14 protein-coding genes and 1 pseudogene are annotated in these 18,173 nt (G+C 76.9%); 11 read left to right on the forward strand and 4 right to left on the reverse strand.

The window, feature by feature from the left end; genetic code table 11:
- Positions 1 to 11: 11 nt before the first annotated feature.
- The gene (locus ACH4PU_RS04540; RefSeq protein WP_398265854.1) at positions 12 to 2,132 is read right to left on the reverse strand and encodes a catalase; all 2,121 of its coding nucleotides are present in this window, start codon (positions 2,130 to 2,132) and stop codon (positions 12 to 14) included.
- Between the two features lie 491 nt (positions 2,133 to 2,623).
- Between ACH4PU_RS04540 and ACH4PU_RS04545 the strand changes: the two genes are divergently transcribed.
- From ACH4PU_RS04545 to ACH4PU_RS04595, 11 genes and pseudogenes are all read left to right on the forward strand, one after another.
- Positions 2,624 to 3,589: a UDP-glucuronic acid decarboxylase family protein gene (locus ACH4PU_RS04545; RefSeq protein WP_398265857.1), complete on the forward strand. Its 966-nt coding sequence runs from the start codon at positions 2,624 to 2,626 to the stop codon at positions 3,587 to 3,589.
- 60 nt (positions 3,590 to 3,649) lie between these two features.
- Positions 3,650 to 5,305, forward strand: coding sequence for a carbamoyltransferase (locus tag ACH4PU_RS04550; RefSeq protein ID WP_398265860.1), 1,656 nt, complete (start codon positions 3,650 to 3,652; stop codon positions 5,303 to 5,305).
- The gene (locus ACH4PU_RS04555; protein ID WP_398265862.1) at positions 5,302 to 6,384 is read left to right on the forward strand and encodes a glycosyltransferase family 2 protein; all 1,083 of its coding nucleotides are present in this window, start codon (positions 5,302 to 5,304) and stop codon (positions 6,382 to 6,384) included. The genes ACH4PU_RS04550 and ACH4PU_RS04555 overlap by 4 nt, the downstream gene beginning before the upstream one ends.
- A complete protein-coding gene (locus tag ACH4PU_RS04560) occupies positions 6,381 to 7,313 on the forward strand; it encodes an HAD-IIIA family hydrolase (protein WP_398265865.1) in 933 nt (310 codons plus the stop codon). Before ACH4PU_RS04555 ends, ACH4PU_RS04560 begins: the two co-directional genes overlap by 4 nt.
- Positions 7,310 to 8,374, forward strand: a complete 1,065-nt coding sequence (locus tag ACH4PU_RS04565) for a glycosyltransferase family 9 protein (RefSeq protein WP_398265868.1) — start codon at positions 7,310 to 7,312, stop codon at positions 8,372 to 8,374. Before ACH4PU_RS04560 ends, ACH4PU_RS04565 begins: the two co-directional genes overlap by 4 nt.
- A complete protein-coding gene (locus ACH4PU_RS04570) occupies positions 8,371 to 9,333 on the forward strand; it encodes a glycosyltransferase (protein ID WP_398265871.1) in 963 nt (320 codons plus the stop codon). Before ACH4PU_RS04565 ends, ACH4PU_RS04570 begins: the two co-directional genes overlap by 4 nt.
- Positions 9,330 to 10,556 (forward strand): glycosyltransferase, encoded by a 1,227-nt coding sequence (locus tag ACH4PU_RS04575; RefSeq protein ID WP_398265874.1) that lies wholly within the window; start codon positions 9,330 to 9,332, stop codon positions 10,554 to 10,556. Before ACH4PU_RS04570 ends, ACH4PU_RS04575 begins: the two co-directional genes overlap by 4 nt.
- Positions 10,553 to 11,155, forward strand: coding sequence for an SIS domain-containing protein (locus tag ACH4PU_RS04580; RefSeq protein ID WP_398265877.1), 603 nt, complete (start codon positions 10,553 to 10,555; stop codon positions 11,153 to 11,155). Before ACH4PU_RS04575 ends, ACH4PU_RS04580 begins: the two co-directional genes overlap by 4 nt.
- 32 nt (positions 11,156 to 11,187) lie before the next feature.
- Positions 11,188 to 12,570, forward strand: a pseudogene (gene rfaE2 / locus ACH4PU_RS04585) (D-glycero-beta-D-manno-heptose 1-phosphate adenylyltransferase); the annotation flags it as partial.
- Positions 12,571 to 13,316: 746 nt separating this feature from the next.
- Entirely contained in the window at positions 13,317 to 14,306 is a 990-nt protein-coding gene (locus tag ACH4PU_RS04590) for a glycosyltransferase family 9 protein (RefSeq protein ID WP_398265880.1), read from the forward strand.
- Positions 14,307 to 14,367: 61 nt separating this feature from the next.
- On the forward strand, positions 14,368 to 14,595 hold the full coding sequence (locus ACH4PU_RS04595) for a DUF6480 family protein (RefSeq protein WP_398265884.1): 228 nt from the start codon (positions 14,368 to 14,370) through the stop codon (positions 14,593 to 14,595).
- Positions 14,596 to 14,665: 70 nt separating this feature from the next.
- On the opposite strand, the gene ACH4PU_RS04600 is transcribed toward ACH4PU_RS04595, so the two are convergent.
- From ACH4PU_RS04600 to ACH4PU_RS04610, 3 genes are all read right to left on the reverse strand, one after another.
- A complete protein-coding gene (locus ACH4PU_RS04600; protein WP_398266950.1) occupies positions 14,666 to 15,895 on the reverse strand; it encodes an MFS transporter in 1,230 nt (409 codons plus the stop codon).
- A gap of 645 nt (positions 15,896 to 16,540) precedes the next feature.
- A complete protein-coding gene (locus ACH4PU_RS04605) occupies positions 16,541 to 17,209 on the reverse strand; it encodes a UdgX family uracil-DNA binding protein (RefSeq protein ID WP_398265887.1) in 669 nt (222 codons plus the stop codon).
- A complete protein-coding gene (locus ACH4PU_RS04610) occupies positions 17,206 to 18,171 on the reverse strand; it encodes an SDR family NAD(P)-dependent oxidoreductase (RefSeq protein ID WP_398265890.1) in 966 nt (321 codons plus the stop codon). Before ACH4PU_RS04610 ends, ACH4PU_RS04605 begins: the two co-directional genes overlap by 4 nt.
- Between the last annotated feature and the right edge of the window lie 2 nt (positions 18,172 to 18,173).

Consider the following 18,173-nt stretch of genomic DNA (forward strand, 5'->3'; position numbering starts at 1 on the left):
TTCCCCCGCCGTCAGTTGAGCAGGCCCGGACGACGGGGGAAGCGGTGCAGGGCGATCGCGGCGGCGAAGGCGTCGGCGACGTCCTCGACGGAGGCGGTGCCGTCGCCGGCGAACACGCCGTAGGAGGGCGCCGATTCGCCGAGGACGACCTCCTCGGGCAGCCGGGCCGCCGTCAGCAGGCGCGTCCCCTCGCCGAAGACCGCGAGCGGCTTGCCGTGCCGGTACGCCTCCTCGACGAACCGTACGGCCGCGGGGTCGGCGGCCAGCACCGACACCGCCTGGGCGCCGTCCGGCACGAGGACCGCGTCGTAGAGGACGGACGCCATGGTGGGCATCGCCCGGTCCACGTCGAGGACTTCGCCCCCGGCGCCCTGCACCGAGCCGTCGCGGGCGGCCAGCACCTCGACGATCGCCCCCTGCGCCACGAGCCGGCCGCGGGCGGCGGCCACCTGCCCGGCGTCCGTCCCGTCCGCCACCAGCACGGCGACCTTGCGGGTGCGGATGCCCTCGCCCATCAGGTTCTCCTGGCTCAGGGCGGGGGACGCGGCGGTGGAGACGTTCGCGTCGGGCGCCGGCGCGGGCAGGCCCAGGCCGTCGGCGACCAGGGCGGCCAGTCCGCCGTTGACGTGGGCCAGGTTCCCCACCATGCGCTCGCGCACCTCGACGGACATGACCTTGCCCAGCTCGAAGCGGAACGCCTCGACGATGTGCCGCTTCTCCCAGTCGGCCATGCTGTTCCAGAAGAGCGACGCCTGGCTGTAGTGGTCCTGGAAGCTCTCGCTGCGCACCCGGATCTTCTCGCCGTCCACCCGTTCGGCGTAGTGCCGGAAGACGCCCGCGCCGCCGCCCGCGCCCGCGTGCGCCGGGCAGCCGCCGCCGAGGGAGTTGGGGAAGTAGTTCGTCCCGGGGTGGATGACCTGCTGGCCGAAGCCGTCGCGGTGGTTGTGGTGGACGTCGGCGATCGGCCGGTTGACCGGCAGCTGGCTGAAGTTGGGGCCGCCGAGCCGGATCAGCTGGGTGTCCAGGTAGGAGAAGTTCCGGCCCTGGAGCAGCGGGTCGTTGGTGAAGTCGATGCCGGGCACGACGTTCGCCGTGTGGAAGGCGACCTGCTCGGTCTCGGCGAAGAAGTTCTGCGGGTTCCGGTTCAGGACCAGGCGGCCGACCGGCCGGACGGGCACCTGCTCCTCGGGGATGATCTTCGTGGCGTCGAGGAGGTCGAAGTCGAAGTCGAACTCGTTCTCCTCCGGCACCAGCTGGACGCCCAGCTCCCACTCTGGGTACTCGCCGGCCTCGATGGACTCCCAGAGGTCCCGGCGGTTGAAGTCGGGGTCACGGCCCGCGATGATCTGCGTCTCGTCCCACACCAGGGAGTGCACGCCCAGCTTGGGCTTCCAGTGGAACTTCACGAACGTGCCCCGTCCGTCCGCCGTGACGAAGCGGAACGTGTGCACGCCGAAGCCCTGCATCATCCGGTAGCTGCGCGGGATGGCCCGGTCCGACATCAGCCACATCAGCATGTGGGTGGACTCGGGCTGGAGCGAGCAGAAGTCCCAGAACGTGTCGTGGGCCGAGGCACCGGTGGGGATCTCGTTGTGCGGCTCCATCTTCACCGCGTGCACGAAGTCCGGGAACTTGATGGCGTCCTGGATGAAGAAGACCGGCATGTTGTTGCCGACCAGGTCGTAATTGCCCTCGCGGGTGTAGAACTTGGTGGCGAACCCGCGAACGTCCCGCACGGTGTCGGCGGACCCGCGCGGCCCCTGGACCGTGGAGAAGCGGACGAAGACGGGCGTCCGGCGGCCGGCCTCGGCGAGGAAGTCGGCGCAGGTGTACTCGCTCAGCGACTGGTACGGCTCGAAGTAGCCGTAGGCGCCGGCGCCCCGGGCGTGCACCACGCGTTCCGGGATGCGCTCGTGGTCGAAGTGGGTGATCTTCTCCCGGTTGTGGAAGTCCTCCAGCAGCGTCGGCCCCCGCCGGCCGGCCCGCAGCGCGTTGTCGGTGTCGTCGACGCGCACGCCCTGGTCGGTGGTGAGCGCGTCGTGCGCGGGAGCGGCACGGAACCGTTCCAGCTGCTGGTCCTTGGCATCCTGCGCCGCCGGGTCGATGCCCCGGCCTGACTCGTGAGCGGGCACGCGCGTACGTCCTTCCTGGTCGATGCCTCGTCGCGGCGGCCGCCGGCCGGGCCGTCCCGCGTGCCGCGGTTCCCGGCGACGGCGCGACCGCCCCGGAGGGCCGGCGTCCGTACGGCGCCGATCGCCTCCTCAGGCTCACCCGCCTGCCCCGGGCGGGCAAGCCGAAACGGGCGGGGCGGGCGGTGCCGCCGGGCCCGGGTTGCCCCAGGTGGCCCAACCGCCGGGGCTGTGCGACGCTTCTAGCCGAGCCGCATTCGCTACGGCGGGTCACGACCGCGAGCCCCGGGTGAACCGGGCCGGCCGACCGCCCCCGCGCCGGGCCCTCGGAGGCCGGCGAGCAGAGCAGAACTCCATTCCGCGTCGTCCCCGGGCCCCGCGCCGGACGGTCCGGCGCCGCGGCAGCCCTCCCGACGGGACGACGACAGCCGGTCCCTCACCGGCGGGCCGTACCGCACCGAAGGACCGGTGCCCGTACGCGAAGGAGTGTGATCATGGACGAACGACGCTGGACCCGTGCGGTGATCACCGGAGGAGCGGGTTTCGTCGGATCCCACCTGTGCGAACGGCTGCTGGCCGAGGGCACCGAGGTGTGCTGCGTGGACAACCTCGCCACGGGATCGCGCGACAACATCGCCCATCTGGAAGGGGATCCGCGGTTCTCCTTCGTCCGTGCCGACGTCTCCGACCCGGCCGCCCTGGCCGCCGTCCCCGGCCCCGTGGACCTGGTCCTGCACCTCGCCTGCCCGGCCTCGCCCGCCGACTACCTGCGGCTGCCGATCCAGACCATGGAGGTGGGCAGCAACGGCACCCGGGCGGCCCTGGAGCTCGCCCGCCGGAACGCCGCCCGCTTCCTGCTGACCTCCACCTCCGAGGTGTACGGCGATCCGCTCGAACACCCTCAGCGCGAGGACTACTGGGGCAACGTCAACCCGATCGGCCCGCGCAGCGTCTACGACGAGTCCAAGCGCTACGCCGAGGCCCTGGTCGCCGCCTACCGGCGCACCCACGGCACGGACACCGCCATCGTCCGCCTCTTCAACACCTACGGCCCCCGGATGCGGGCCGACGACGGGCGGGCGGTGCCCAACTTCATCCGGCAGGCGCTCGACGGCGAGCCGCTGACGGTGGCCGGCGACGGCGGCCAGACGCGGTCCCTGACGTACATCGACGACACGGTGGACGGCATCCTGGCGCTCGCCGCCCGCGGCCACCCGGGCCCGGTGAACATCGGCGGGACGGACGAGACCACCGTCCTCGAACTGGCCCGGTTCATCGTGGACCTGACCGGCTCCGCCTCGGTGATCGAGTTCGTGGACCGGCCGGCCGACGACCCCGGCAAGCGCCGTCCCGACACCACGCTGGCCCGCCGCCTCCTCGGCTGGTCGCCCCGCGTGGACTGCGCGGAGGGCCTCAAGCGGACCGTGGAGTGGTTCGCGCGGACGGCCCCCGCGGCGTAACCCCCTCCCCGGTCCCCGCGGCGTCCCGGCGTCCGACCCCCACCAGAGACGGAGCACGGCATGCGCATCCTCGGTATCAACGCCCTCTTCCACGACCCGGCCGCGGCGCTGGTCGCCGACGGGCGGATCGTCGCCGCCGCCGAGGAGGAGCGGTTCTCCCGGCGCAAGCACGGCAAGCGGCCGGTGCCGTTCGCGGCCTGGGAGCTGCCGGTGCTCTCCGCCCGCTGGTGCCTGGAACACGCCGGGCTGAGCCCCGGCGACCTGGACGCCGTCGCCTACTCCTACGACCCGGCGCTCGCCCTGCCCGCCGCGGAGATGGGGCTCGACGACCCGTGGGACCACCTGCGGCAGACCTACGCCCGCGAGGCGCCGGCCTTCCTCGCCGACGCCCTGCCCGGCCTGGACCCCACGCGCGTCCGGTTCGTCGCCCACCACGTGGCGCACGCCGCGTCCGCCGGCCTCGCCGCCCCGCACGCCGACAGTGCCGTCCTCGTCCTGGACGGGCGCGGCGAGTGCGCCTCGCACCTGGCCGGCCGCTACACCGGCGGCGACCTGGAGGTACTGGCCACCCAGCGGCTGCCGCAGTCCCTGGGCCTGGTCTACGAGGAACTCACCGCGCACCTGGGCTTCCTGCGCAGCAGCGACGAGTACAAGGTGATGGCCCTCGCGGCGTACGGGAAGCCGCGCTTCCTGACCGAGGTGCGGACATACCTGCACGCCACGGAGGACGGCGGGTTCCGGGCGAGCGCGGTGCCCTGGGCGGCGCTCACCGAGCCGCGCGCGCCCGGCCAGGACTGGACACAGGACCACGCCGACCTCGCCGCCAGCACCCAGCAGTGCCTGGAGGAGCTCCTGTTGGACCTGGCGCGCTGGCTGCACGCCCGGACCGGCGCCGAGTCGCTGGCCATGGCCGGCGGCGTCGCCCTCAACTGCGTCGCCAACTCCCGTATCGCCGTGGAGGGTCCGTTCCGCCGGGTGTGGGTGCAGCCCGCCGCCGGCGACGCGGGCACGGCCCTGGGCGCGGCGCTTCAGCTCGCGGCGGACGGCGGCGCCCCCACCGCGCCGATGGACGGCGCCGACCTGGGCCGCGGCTGGTCCGACGAGGAGCTGCGCGGGTGGCTGGAGCGGGCCCGGGTGCCGTACGAGCGGCCGCCGGACATCGCGACGGCGGTCGCCGAGACGCTGGCCGCGGACGGGATCGTCGCCTGGTTCCAGGGCCGGAGCGAGTACGGGCCCCGGGCGCTCGGCCACCGGTCGCTGCTGGCCCACCCCGGCCGGGCGGAGAACCTGGAACGGCTCAACCACGTCAAGGGGCGCGAGGAGTTCCGGCCGGTCGCGCCGATGGTCCTCGCCGACCGGGCGGCCGAGATCTTCGAAGGGCCGCTGCCCAGCCCGTACATGCTGTTCGTGCACGGCGTGGCCCGGCCGTGGCGGGACCGGATCCCGGCGGTCGTGCACGTGGACGGCACGGCCCGGATCCAGACCGTGGAGCCGCGGCGGGAGCCGCTGGTGGCCCGGATGCTCGCCGAGTTCGAACACCGCACCGGACTGCCCGTCGTCGTCAACACCAGCCTCAACACGGCCGGCCGGCCGATGGTCGACGACCCGCGCGACGCGCTGGAGTGCTTCGGCTCCGCGCCCGTGGACCTGCTGGCCATCGGCCCGTACGCGGTCCGGCGCGGCGGGGCGTACGCCGGAGGGAGGGCGTCGTCATGAACTCCTCTCCCGGAACGGTGAGTTCCTTCGGCTACGCGGTGGTGATCCCCACCGTCGGGCGGCCCTGCCTCGCCGACTGCCTCGACGCGCTGGCGTCGTCGGCGGGCCCCGAGCCCCGCGAGGTGGTCGTCGTCGACGACCGCCGGGGCCCCCGGCACGCCCGGCCGCCGCTGCCGCTGGCGGCCCTGGGGACGCTGCGGCCGCGCGCGTCGGTGCTCAGCGCCGGCGGCCGGGGGCCGGCCGCGGCCCGCAACACCGGCTGGCGCGCGGTGGACAGCCCCTGGGTCGTCTTCCTCGACGACGACGTCCGGGTCGGGCCCGCGTGGCGCGACGACCTGGCCGGCGACCTGCTGCGGGCGGGCCCCGACGTGGCCGGCGTCCAGGGCGTCATCGAGGTGCCGCTGCCGTCCGGACGGCGCCCCACCGACTGGGAGCGCAACACCGCCGGACTCGCGGACGCCCGGTGGGCCACGGCCGACATGGCGTACCGCACCTCCGCCCTGGAGGCGGTGGGCGGCTTCGACGAGCGCTTCCCGCGCGCGTTCCGCGAGGACGCCGACCTGGCGCTGCGCGTCCTGGCGGCCGGCCGGCGGCTGGAGCGCGGCACCCGGACGACCCTGCACCCGGTACGGCCGGCCGGCCCCTGGGTGTCGGTGCGCACGCAGGCCGGCAACGCCGACGACGCGCTGATGCGGCGGCTGCACGGCTCCGACTGGTGGGAGCGGGCCGGGGCGCCGCGCGGACGGCTGCGCGGACACGCCATGGTGACCGTGGCCGGCACGCTGGCGGCGGCCCTGGCCGTCTCCGGCCACCCGGGCGCGGGTGCGGCGGCGGCCGTCGGCTGGGCGCTGGGCACGGCCGAGTTCGCCTGGTCCCGGATCGCGCCGGGGCCGCGGACCGCGCCCGAGGTGGCGGCGATGCTCGCGACCAGCGCGGTCATCCCACCGCTCGCGGTCTGTCACCGGCTGCGCGGCACCTGGCGGCACCGCGGCGTCCGGCCGGTACGGCCGGCGGCGGGCGGCCCGCTCGTCGTCCCGGTGCCGTTGCGGACCGCCCCGCGCAAGGGGGTGCGGCCATGACCGCCCGCCGGCTCCCGGCCGCCGTGCTGTTCGACCGGGACGGCACGCTGGTCCGCGACGTGCCCTACAACGGCGACCCGGCCCGGGTGGTCCCCGCCCCCGGCGCCCGGCAGGCCGTGTCCCTGCTGCGGCGGCTGGGCGTGCCCCTCGGGGTGATCAGCAACCAGTCGGGCGTGGCGCGCGGACTGTTGACGCCGGCCCAGGTCGACCGGGTGAACGCACGCGTGGAGCGGCTGCTCGGCCGGTTCGACGTCTGGGCGGTCTGCCCGCACGGCCCCCACGACGGCTGCCCCTGCCGCAAGCCCGCCCCGGGCCTGGTCCTGACGGCCGCCCGCACGCTGGGTGTCGACCCCGAGGACTGCGTCGTCATCGGCGACATCGGCAGCGACATGGACGCCGCGGTGGCGGCGGGCGCCTCCGGTGTGCTCGTCCCGACGCGGGCGACGCGCCTGGAGGAGGTGGCCCGCGCCGCGTGCTGGGCGCCGGACCTGCCGGCGGCGGTCCGCGCCGTGCTCGCCCGCCGCACGGGCGGCGGCACGACCGCCGCCGAGGTCCCGGCCGCCTCCCCCGCCACCACCGGCACCCCGGGCCCCGCCCGCACGGCGTCCGGCAGCGGCATCCCGCCCGGGGCGGGGGCCCGGCCCGCGGGCGGCGGTGCGGACGGCGCGGGCGGGGCCGGCCGCGTCCGGGCCGTCCGCAGAGCGCTGCCGGCCACGGTGGGCCGTGGACGGCGCCGCGCCGCAAGCGTCCGTGAGCCGTCCGGAGCCCCGCTCCGCCGGGCCGCTCACCCGACCACGCCGGGCGTGGCCGGCGCCCCTGACACCGGGATGGCCGGCCCCGCCCGGCCGGCGCCGCCGGTCAGGACAGCGGGACGGCCCGCCGGCGCGGGCGCCCCCGTTCCGGACCCGGCGGAAGGGGGGCGGCCGTGAAAGCGCTCGTAGCCCGGCTCGACAGCTTCGGGGACGTCCTGCTCGCCGGTCCCGCCGTGCGGGCCGTGGCCGCGGGGGCCGGCCGGACGACGCTGCTGTGCGGGCCGCGCGGCGCGCCCGCCGCGCGGATGCTGCCCGGCGTGGACGAGGTGGTGGTGTGGGACGCGCCGTGGGTGGGGTTCGAGCCGCCGGCGGTGGAGCGGGCGGACGTCGAGGCGTTCGTCGGGCGGATCGCCGCGGACCCGCCGGACGTCGGCCTGATCCTCACCTCGTTCCACCAGAGCCCGCTGCCGCTGGCCCTGCTGCTGCGGCTCGCCGGGGTGCGGCGCCTCGCGGCGGACTCCGTCGACTACGCGGGCGCGCTCCTGGACGTACGCCACCGGCGGGGCCCGCGCCGGCACGAGGCGGCCGCCGCGCTGGACCTCGCCGAGGCGGCCGGCTTCCGGCTGCCGGAGGGTGACGACGGGCGGCTCGCCGTCCGCGAACCCCCGCCCCTGCCAAAGGAAGTGCCCGAGCCCGGCTACATCGTCGTGCACCCCGGCGCCGCCGTGCCCGCCCGCCGCTGGAGCGCCGACCGGTGCGCGGCGGCGGTCCGGGCGCTGGCCCGGGCCGGCTACCGGGTGGTGGTCACCGGCGGCGCCGGGGAGCGCGAGCTGACCGCGGCCGTCGCCGGCGGCGTGGCGCTCGACCTGGGCGGGCGGACCGGTCCGGCCGAGCTGGCCGGGGTGCTGGCGCGGGCCGCCGCCGTCGTGGTGGGCAACACCGGACCGGCGCACCTGGCGGCGGCCGTGGGCACGCCGGTCGTCTGCCTGTTCGCCCCCGTGGTGCCGGCCGAGCGCTGGGCGCCGTACGGGGTGCCGCACGTGCTGCTCGGGGACGAGCGGGCGCCCTGCGCGGGCAGCAGGGCCCGGGACTGCCCGGTGCCCGGCCACCCGTGCCTGAACGGGGTGTCCCCCGAGGACGTGCTGGCCGCCGTGGAGAAGCTGACCGGGCGTACGCCCGGCCTGGAGCCCGGACCCGCCGCGACGGGCCGGCCGGAACGGACGGAGCGCACGCCATGAGGATCCTGCTGTGGCACGTGCACGGCTCGTGGACGACGGCGTTCGTCCAGGGCCCGCACACCTACCTGGTGCCGGTGACGCCGGACCGCGGCCCGGACGGGCTGGGCCGGGCGGCCACTTTCGACTGGCCGGAGTCGGTCGTCGAGGTGCCTCCGGAGGAACTCCGGGACACCGACGTGGACCTGCTGGTCCTCCAGCGCCCGCACGAGATCGAGCTGGCCGGGGAGTGGCTGGGCCGCCGCCCGGGCGTCGACGTCCCCACGGTCTACCTGGAGCACAACGCGCCGGGCGGCCCGGTCCCGGACACCCGGCACCCGGCCGCCGACCGCCCGGAGCTGACGGTCGTCCACGTCACGCACTTCAACCGGCTGATGTGGGACTGCGGGACGACGCCCACCGCCGTGATCGAGCACGGCATCGTCGACCCCGGCCCGCTGTGGACGGGCCGGCTGGAGCGGGCCGCCGTGGTCGTCAACGAGCCGCTGCGGCGCGGCCGGACGACCGGCACGGACCTGCTCCCGTACTTCTCGGAGGCCGCGCCGCTGGACGTGTTCGGCATGGGCACGGAGGGGATCGCCGCGGAGCTGGGCGTCCCGGAGGACCGCTGCCGGGGCCGGGAGCTCGTCCAGAGCGCCCTGCACCACGCCCTGGCCGAGCGGCGGGTGTACCTGCACCCGGTGCGCTGGACCTCGCTGGGCCTGTCGCTGCTGGAGGCGATGCACCTCGGCATGCCGGTGGTGGCCCTGGCCACCACGGAGGCGTGCGAGGCGGTGCCGCCGGGCGCGGGGGTGCTGTCCAACCGGCCGGACGTGCTGCACGACGCCGTCCGCGGCTTCGTCGCCGAACCCGAGTCGGCCCGCGAGACGGGCCGCGCGGCCCGGAAGGCGGCCCTGGCCCGGTACGGACTGCCCCGGTTCCTGGACGACTGGGACCGGTTGATCAAGGAGGTGACGCGATGAGGATCGCCATGGTGTCCGAGCACGCGAGCCCGCTCGCCGTGCTCGGCGGCCCCGACGCCGGGGGCCAGAACGTCTACGTGGCGCGGCTGGCGGACCTGCTCGCCGAGCGCGGCCACGAGGTGACCGTCTACACGCGGCGGGAGGACGCGACATCACCGGACCGGGTGCCGCTGCCGTCCGGTGCGGTGGTGGAGCACGTCCGCGCCGGCCCCGACCGGTACGTGCCCAAGGACCGGCTGCTGGCCCATATGCCGCACTTCGGCGGGCACTTGGCCCGGGCCTGGCGGCACGACCGGCCGGACGTGGTGCACGCCCACTTCTGGATGTCCGGCCTGGTGGCGCTGATGGGCACGCACGGGCTGGGGGTTCCCGTCGTCCAGACGTACCACGCGCTGGGCACGGTGAAGCGGCGGCACCAGGGGAAGGCGGACACCAGCCCGCCGGAGCGGCTGGAGGTGGAGCGGACCATCGGCGCGTCCTGCGCGCGGGTGCTGGCCACCTGTTCCGACGAGGTGGACGAGCTGACGTTGATGGGCGTCGCCCGGGACCGCTGCTCGGTGGTGCCGTGCGGCGTGGACACCGAGCACTTCTCGGCCCGCGGCCGGGTCGCGCTGTCCCCGGCCCGCCGGGCCCGGCACCGGCTGCTGGTGGTCGGCCGGCTCGTCCCCCGCAAGGGCGTCGACCTGGCCCTGAAGGCGCTCCAGCGCATACCCGACGCCGAGTTGGTGGTAGCCGGCGGGCCGCCCGTCGACGGGCTGCTGAAGGATCCGGAGGCGGTACGGCTGCTGGGGCTGGCCCGCCGGCTGCGGGTCGCCGACCGGCTCGTGCTGCTCGGCTGCGTGCCGCACGAGGAGATGCCCGCGCTGATCCGCAGCGCCGACGTGGTGCTGTGCACCCCGGTGTACGAGCCGTTCGGCATCGTGCCGCTGGAGGCGATGGCCTGCGGCGTCCCGGTGGTGGCCACGGACGTGGGCGGGCACCGCGACACGGTGGCGCACGGCGAGACCGGGCTGCTCGTCCCGGTCGGCAAGCACGTCGAACTGGCCGACGCCGTGACCGGGTTGCTCGCCGATCCCGAGCGGATCGCGGCGTACGGCCGCGAGGGGCGGGCCCGGGCGGTGGCCCGGTACGGCTGGGAGACCGTCGCGGAAGGCGTCGAACGGGTCTACGAGCGGGTCGCGGAGCCGGCCCCCGTCGCCTCGGGATCGGGAGGTGTGCGATGACCGTCACCCGTACCGTACGGCCGCCGGACACCACCGGCGGCGACCACTGCGGCCGGCTGCTGTCGGCCCTGGAGCTGTTCCGCGCGGAGCAGGCGGCCGTCGCCGAGCGCTGGGGCCGGCGGCTGGCCGGGGTGCTGTCCGCAGGCGGCCGGCTGCTGGCCGCCGGCAACGGCGGCAGCGCCGCCCAGGCGCAGCACCTGACGGCCGAGCTGGTCGGCCGCTACCGCGAGGACCGGCCGCCGTTCTCGGCCATCGCGCTGCACGCCGACACGTCCAGTTGCACGGCGATCGTCAACGACTACGGTCCGGACGAGCTGTTCGCCCGCCAGGTGCGGGCGCACGCGCGCCCCGGCGACGTGCTGGTCCTGCTGTCGACGAGCGGGGCCAGCACCAACCTGCTGGCCGCCGCGGCGGCGGGCCGCGCCTCCGCCATGGAGGTGTGGTCGCTGACCGGCCCGGCCCCCAACCCGCTGGCGGAGGCGGGCCACGACCGGCTGTGCGTGGCGGCGGGGACGACGGCGAACGTCCAGGAACTGCACCTGGTGGCGGTGCACCTGCTGTGCGCCTCCTTCGACGCGGCGCTCGCGGCGGGCCCGTAGACCCTCGTACGGAACGACAGTTGGGAGCCCCCATGACGCCCCGGACCCCCCTGCTGGTCGTCGGCGACGCGCTGCTCGACCGCGACCTGGCCGGCACCGCGGACCGGCTCGCGCCGGACGCGCCCGTCCCGGTGCTGGACGACTGCGAGGAGCGGCTGCGGCCGGGCGGCGCCGCGCTGGCCGCCTACCTGGCGGCGCGGGCGGGCCGGCCCGTCACGCTGGTGACCCCCCTGGGCACGGACCCGGCCGCCCGCCAGGTGCGCGAACTCCTCGAACCCTGGCTCCGGTTGGTCCCGCTGCCGGCGGACGGGCCGCTGCCGGAGAAGACCCGGGTGATGGCGAGCGGCCGGCCCGTGGTCCGGCTCGACCGGGGCGCCGGCCGCGCGGACGGCGTCACCGAGCGGGCCCTGGAGGCCGTCGCGGAGGCCCGCGCCATCCTCGTCGCCGACTACGCCCGGGGCACGGCCGACGTCCTCCGGGACGCGCTCGCCGCCCGGGCCCCGCACACCGCCCTGGTCTGGGACCCGCACCCGCGCGGCCGGCCGCCGGTGCGCGGCGCGCGGCTGGTGACGCCGACCGGCGAGGAGGCGCGCCGTTTCGCGACGGACGCCGCGGATGCCGACGGTGACGGCGACGCACTGGGCGCGATCGCCCGCACGGCGGCCGAACTGGTGCGCCGCTGGCACGCGGTGAGCGTGGCGGTCACCCTCGGCGGGCGCGGCGCGCTGCTCTCGCAGGGCGACAGCCCGCTGCTGGTGCCGGCCGCCGCCCGGCACAGCGGTGACGCGTGCGGCGCCGGCGACTGCTTCGCCGCGACGGCCGCGGGCCTGCTCGGCGACGGCGCCCTGCCCGCCGAGGCCGTCCAGGAGGCCGTGGCGGCGGCCACCCGCTATGTGGCGGAGGGCGGCCCGCGCGCGGTGTCCGGCGGCCCCAGCCCGGCCCCGCCGTTCGCCGGCGGCACGGACACCGACGCGCTGCGCCTGGCCCGCCGGGTCCGCGCGGCGGGCGGCACGGTCGTGGCCGCGGGCGGCTGCTTCGACCTGCTGCACGCCGGCCACGTCAGCCTGCTCCAGCAGGCCCGCGGCATCGGCGACTGCCTGATCGTCTGCCTCAACTCGGACGCCTCCGTCCGCCGCCGCAAGGGCGACGGCCGTCCGATCAACCCCCTGCACGACCGCATCAGAGTCCTCCGCGCCCTCCAGTGCGTGGACGCGGTGGCCGTCTTCGACGAGGACACCCCCGAGGCCCTCCTCTCCGGACTCCGCCCGCACATCTGGGTCAAGGGCGGCGACTACGCCGTCGAGCAACTCCCGGAGGCCCCCCAACTCGCCTCCTGGGGCGGCCAGGCCGTCCTCCTCCCCTACCTGGACGGCCGCTCCAGCACGCTGCTGGCGACGCGGGCGGCCTCGTGCGCGGAGCGCGGGCCGACGACGGTCGGCACGGCGAACGAAGGCCCGCGTCCGGTCCGGACCGCGTCGGACGGGCCCGCGGCCACGGGCGCGAACCCGATCGCGAACGTGGGCACGACGGCCGTACGGGACACGGGCACCGACACCTCTCCGGCGTGCCGCGCACAGGCCGGCTCCACAGCCGGAGGCGCGGGAGCCGAGGCCGGTCCGGCTCCGGCCGGCGCCCGCGCCGGCACACCGGGCGGTTCCACAGCCGGAGGGACGAAGCCGGGCACCGGCTCCCCGCCGGTTCGGAACACACCGGCCGGGCCGACGGCCAGGGGGGCGGAGCCGACCGCGAACCCGGCGGCCGTACGGGACACGGGCACCGCCCCCGCCACGGCTCGTGGCACGCGGAGTGGCACCACGGCCGGAGGCGCGGAACCCGGTGCGGGGGTACGCACGACGGCGGTTCGTGGCACGGGCCCGGCCTCCGTCGCCGGCGCGGAGGGCGGCTCGGATGCGGTTCGACGTGTGGGAGGGGGCCCGGCCGCCGGCGCCTCGCGTGCCGGACGCGGCCCCCGCGCCGATGTCTCCCGGCGGGCGGCGGGCGAGGGCCCCGCGCCCGCCACGCGGCCGGCGGGGGAAGCCGACCCGACGCGCACCGCCCGGCCACCGCGGGCCGCGGAATCACCGCGGTCCGCCCGCGCCTCGCGGGGCGAGCGGCGGTGAGGGGCAGGGCGGCCGGGGACGCGTCGCCGGACCGTCCCCGCGTGCTGGTGCTGCGCGCCCTCGGGCTCGGGGATCTGCTCGCGGGGATACCCGCGCTGCGGGCGCTGCGCGGGGCGTACCCGGGGCACGAGATCGTGCTCGCCGCACCGGCGGACCTCGCGCCCGTCACCGCCGTCACGGGCGCCGTCGACCGCCTGCTCCCGGCGTCCGCGCCCGGACGGGCCGTTCCGCGCGCTCTGGCCTGGACCGGCCGCCCGCCGGAGCTGGCCGTCGACCTGCACGGCAACGGGCCGCCGAGCCACCGGCTGCTCTCCGCGCTGCGGCCGGGGCGGCTGCTGGCGTTCGCCCACCCGGACACCCCCGAGATCGACGGGCCGCCCTGGCGGGCGCACGAACACGAGCGCGAGCGCTGGTGCCGGCTGCTGCGCTCCTACGGCGTCCCGGCCGACGCCGGTGACCTGGCCCTGCCGCGTCCGGACACCCCTTCCCCGGCCCCCGGGGCGGTGGTCGTGCACCCCGGCGCGGCCTCGCCCGCCCGCCGCTGGCCGGCGGAGCGGTACGCGGCGGTGGTGCGCGCCCTCGCCGTGGCGGGCCGCGACGTGGTGGTCACGGGCGGGCCCGGGGAGGAGGAGCTCGTACGGGAGGTGGCGGTGGCGGGCGCGCGTCCGCTGGCCGGCGGGCTGCCGTTCGCCGCTCTGTCGGCGCTCGTCGCGGAGGCGGAGGCGGTCGTCAGCGGGGACACGGGCATCGCCCATCTGGCCGTGGCCCATGCCACGCCGAGCGTCACCCTCTTCGGTCCCGTCTCCCCCGCGCTCTGGGGCCCGCCGCCGGCCCCGCGCCACCGGGCGCTCTGGCACCCGGGCGCGCCGGGCGACCCCCACGGGCGCGCCCCGGACCCGCTGCTGCTGCGGATCGGGGTGGACGAGGTCCTGGAGGCGGTGGGATCGGCGACGGGCCGTGGGAGGGAGGGACACGGCGGATCCGGGGCACACGCCCCGCGTGGCCCCCGCCCCCGCCACGCGGCACCCTGAAGACGAAGGCGACAGCCACCGGAACACCACGGGGGACGTCACGACAGGAAGGCGAACCGCCATGACCGGCAGCAACCCCGATCCGGACCCGGCCCGCACCCCCGGCCTGGAGCCCGGCGGCGGCGTACCGCCGGGCGAGACGCCGCCCGGCGAGGACAGCACGGGCGGCGCGGGCCCCCGGGAGACCTACAACCCGACGCGGGGCTGGGCGAAGGGGCCGCTCGTCGCGATCGGCGTCCTCGTCCTGGTTTTCGTGGTGACGGTGATCGTCTGGGCCGCGCTGGTGTGAGGCGCCCCGGGGGAAGAGGCGTTCCGCTGGTTCCCGGGGGACGCTGACCCGTCCGCCCGGCCGGCGGCGCTCAGGCCGCCGTCTGGAAGGCCGGCTCGGCGACCGGCGCCACCGCCGGGCGAACGGCCGGTGCGCCCCGGCGGCGGCGGAACAGCATGCCCGCGCCGATGACGGCCGTGATGGCCACGCCGCCGATCACGAGCGCGCCGCGCTCGCCCGCGCCCTGCACGAGGAGGCCCAGCAGCGGCGGCCCGGCGAGGCCCCAGGCGGTGCTGACGCTGCGCCAGACGCCGAGGACGCGGCCGCGCATGTGCGGCGGCGGGTCGGTCTGCAGGACGGTCGTGGTGGCCGTGTCCGAGACGGACTCGACGATCGCCATCGGCACCACCATCACCAGCAGCATCATCAGCATCGGGCTCACGCCCGCCGCGATCTGGAGCACCGCGCCCGCCGCGGCGAGCAGCGCGACCAGCCGCACGGTCGGCTTCCGCAGCCGGCCGGCCACCACGGCACCCACGATGCCGCCGACGGCGAGCAGCGCGGAGACCAGGCCGTAGGCGCCGGCGCCGCCGTGCAGCGGCCCGGTGACGAGGGTGGCGAGGGTGAGCTGGTAGTTGCGGCCGAGGACGGCGCTGACGGCGGCGATCACCGCGAGGGCGACCAACGTGCGCCGGCTGAGGAAGAACGCCAGACCACCGCGCCCGCCCCCGGCCGCGGCGTCGGCCGGCGCGGCCTCGGCCGCCGCGCGGGCGTCCGGGTGCAGCTTGAGGAACGGGATGACCGCGGTCACGAACAGGAACGACGCGCCGTTGAGCGCGTACGCGCCCGCCGTGCCGATGGTGGCGATGCCGACGGCCGCGAGGGCGGTACCGGCGAGCCGGCCGACACTGTGCACGACCGAGCCCAGGGCGATGGCCGAGGGCACGTCCTTCTCCGGGACGAGGTCGTTGCCGAGCAGCGAGGTCGCCGGGCCGTCGACGGTGGCGATCAGGCCGGTGACGGCGGCGAGGATCATCAGGACGGGCACGGTGAGCATGCCGCACCCCACCAGCACGGCGGTGGTGAAGGCCACGACGGCCAGCAGCGCCTGGCTGACGGCGGCGGTGACCTTGCGCGGCAGCCGGTCCACGACGGCACCGCCGAGCAGACCGAACAGCAGACCGGGCGCGGCCTGGACGGACAGCGAGAGACCGGTCGCGGCGGCGGAGCCGGTCAGCTGGAGCACGAGCAGGTTCTGCACGGTCAGCTGCATCCAGGTGCCGAGGTTCGACACCAGATTGGCGGCCGACCACCAGCGCATGCTGCGGCTGCGCAGACAGCGCCAGGGCGACCGGTCACCCTGGCCACCGGCCGGACGGCGGGCGAGCAGGGCGCGGACCGGGCGCACGCGGGGGGCGGCATCGGTCGTGAGGGCGGCGGGCTGGGCTGGCGTGGGGCGCAAGGGTCCGTCCGTGGGTGATTAGGCGGGTCGGGCGGGCCGGCACGTTCGGGCCCCACGTGTCCGCGCGCCGTCTGCCGGGCGCGTGCGGATCGGTCGTCCGGGCGTCGAAGACCCCGCCGCGTTCCGCGGCGGGGGCCGGGGTGCGCCGGTGGGCGGCCCTGTGCGGTGGGCGGCGCTTCGGCGACCCCGATATCGTCACAAGCGGTTCCCCGCCGGGAGAAGCGTGGGGGGTGTGCGGTGGGTCACCACGAGTGAAGCCGCAGGTGGGGGGCGTGATCGCGGGCCCGTGGGCCCGGTCACAGGGTGGGGTGCCCCGGTCCCGCCCTTTCGCCGTTTCTTGCGGGGCTCCGCCCCGCACCCCGAAGCGCGCTGCGCGCGCTGACCTCAAGCGCCGGACGGGCTATTTCAGCCCGTCCGGCGCTTGAGGACGAGCGGCGAAGCCGCGAAAAAGGGGGTCTGGGGCGCAGCCCCAGGAAACGGCGAAAGGGCGGGACCGGGGCGCCCTCACCCCAGCAGCCGCCCCGCCACCCGCAGATCCGCCACCAGCCCCCCATAAAGCTCCGCCCGCCCCGCCTCATCCGCCCGCAGAACCGCCGACGGATGAACCGTCGCGACCAGCGCCCCCTCCCCCGAGGGCAGCGGCAAGGGAAGCGGGACTCCCCGGTCCCGGCCGACCCGGAACCCCGACCCCAGCAACGCCTTCCCCGCGGACGCGCCCAGCGCGACGACCACCTCGGGCTCCACCAGCCGCAGCTCCTCCACAAGCCACGGCTTACAAGCACTGATCTCCCGAAGGCTCGGCGCCTTGTGGATCCGCCGCTTGCCCCGAGCCGCGGGCTCGAACTTGAAGTGCTTGACGGCGTTGGTCACATACGTCTCACCGGGCGAGATGCCCGCCTCGGCGAGCGCCCGGTCGAGCACGCCACCAGCCGGCCCGACAAACGGATGCCCCTTGCGATCCTCCTGGTCGCCGGGCTGCTCGCCGACGAGGAGGACACGAGCCGAAGCGTCACCGGCGCCGAAGACGGTCTGCGAGGCGTCCCGGTACAGCGGGCAGCCGTGACAGCCGGCCGCCGCGTCCCGCAGCGCGCCGAGGTCCGCGCCGGCGGGGACGAAGGGCGCCGCGTCGTAGGCGTCCTCGCCACCCGCTCCGGCGGCGGCGCCGCGCCTCACGGCCCGGTCCGCTGGTTGTAGCGGCGGGCGGCCCGGTCGTTGAGGACGGTGAGGCGGGCGACCGCGGCGGAGCCGAGCCGGCGGGCGGCCTGCCGGCCGGGCACGTCGTGCGCGGGGCCGGGCCCGCCGCGCGGCAGCAGCCGGGCGCCGAGGGTGAGGGCGCGGGTGGTGGTGGCGGGGGCCAGGCCGTGCAGCCGGACGGCGGCCTTGGCGACGGGGGTGAGCACCAGCTCGGGGCGGCGGCGCTCGGCGGCGCGGACGATGGCGCGGGCGGCCCGCTCGGCGTCCATGGACAGCAGCGGCAGCCCGGAGGAGACCGCGAACCAGGCGTACTCACGGGTGGGTTGGCCGCTGAAGCGGGCGGCCGTGTGCGATCCGGTGCGCATCAGGCCGGGCAGGACGGTGGTGACGCTGATGCCGTCGGCGGCGAGTTCGGCCCGCAGGCCCTGGGAGAGGCCGGTGAGGGCGAACTTGGCGCCGGCGTAGGGCAGCAGGTGCGGTGCGGCGACCCGGCCGCCGAGCGAGGCGATGGTGACGATGCGCCCGCCGCCGCGTTCGCGCATCTCCGGCAGGGCGGTCAGGACGAGCCGCAGCGGGGCGAAGTACATGGTCTCCATCGCGTCGCGGAAGTCCGTCTCGGTCATCGCGGCAACGGGGCCCACCTGGATGTTGCCGGCGTTGTTGACGAGGATGTCGAGGCCGCCGAACGCGGCGGTCGTGGCGTCGACGAGCCGCCGGGCGGCCGAGGTTCCGGTGACGTCGCAGGCGAGGGCGCGGACTTCGGCGCCCTCGGCGCGCAGCATGCGTTCGGCCCGGCACAGTTCCTCGCCATCGCGGGCGCAGATGAGCACCTTGCAGCCGCGGCGGGCGAGTTCGCGGGCGATGAGCAGGCCGAGCCCCCGGGAGGCGCCGGTCACCAGCGCGGCGCGGCCTTCCAGGCGGTCGTGGGACGGATGCGTCATGG

Origin of the sequence: Streptomyces sp. NPDC021100 (assembly GCF_044333095.1) — a bacterium.
Lineage (GTDB): Bacteria > Actinomycetota > Actinomycetes > Streptomycetales > Streptomycetaceae > Streptomyces.

Coding starts and splice junctions, on each gene's coding strand:
- ACH4PU_RS04545 (WP_398265857.1), top strand. CDS start 2,624: ATGGACGAACGACGCTGGACCCGTGCGGTGATCACCGGAGGAGCGGGT.
- ACH4PU_RS04550 (WP_398265860.1), top strand. CDS start 3,650: ATGCGCATCCTCGGTATCAACGCCCTCTTCCACGACCCGGCCGCGGCG.
- ACH4PU_RS04555 (WP_398265862.1), top strand. CDS start 5,302: ATGAACTCCTCTCCCGGAACGGTGAGTTCCTTCGGCTACGCGGTGGTG.
- ACH4PU_RS04560 (WP_398265865.1), top strand. CDS start 6,381: ATGACCGCCCGCCGGCTCCCGGCCGCCGTGCTGTTCGACCGGGACGGC.
- ACH4PU_RS04570 (WP_398265871.1), top strand. CDS start 8,371: ATGAGGATCCTGCTGTGGCACGTGCACGGCTCGTGGACGACGGCGTTC.
- ACH4PU_RS04575 (WP_398265874.1), top strand. CDS start 9,330: ATGAGGATCGCCATGGTGTCCGAGCACGCGAGCCCGCTCGCCGTGCTC.
- ACH4PU_RS04580 (WP_398265877.1), top strand. CDS start 10,553: ATGACCGTCACCCGTACCGTACGGCCGCCGGACACCACCGGCGGCGAC.
- ACH4PU_RS04595 (WP_398265884.1), top strand. CDS start 14,368: ATGACCGGCAGCAACCCCGATCCGGACCCGGCCCGCACCCCCGGCCTG.
- ACH4PU_RS04600 (WP_398266950.1), bottom strand. CDS start 15,895: ATGCGCTGGTGGTCGGCCGCCAATCTGGTGTCGAACCTCGGCACCTGG.
- ACH4PU_RS04610 (WP_398265890.1), bottom strand. CDS start 18,171: ATGACGCATCCGTCCCACGACCGCCTGGAAGGCCGCGCCGCGCTGGTG.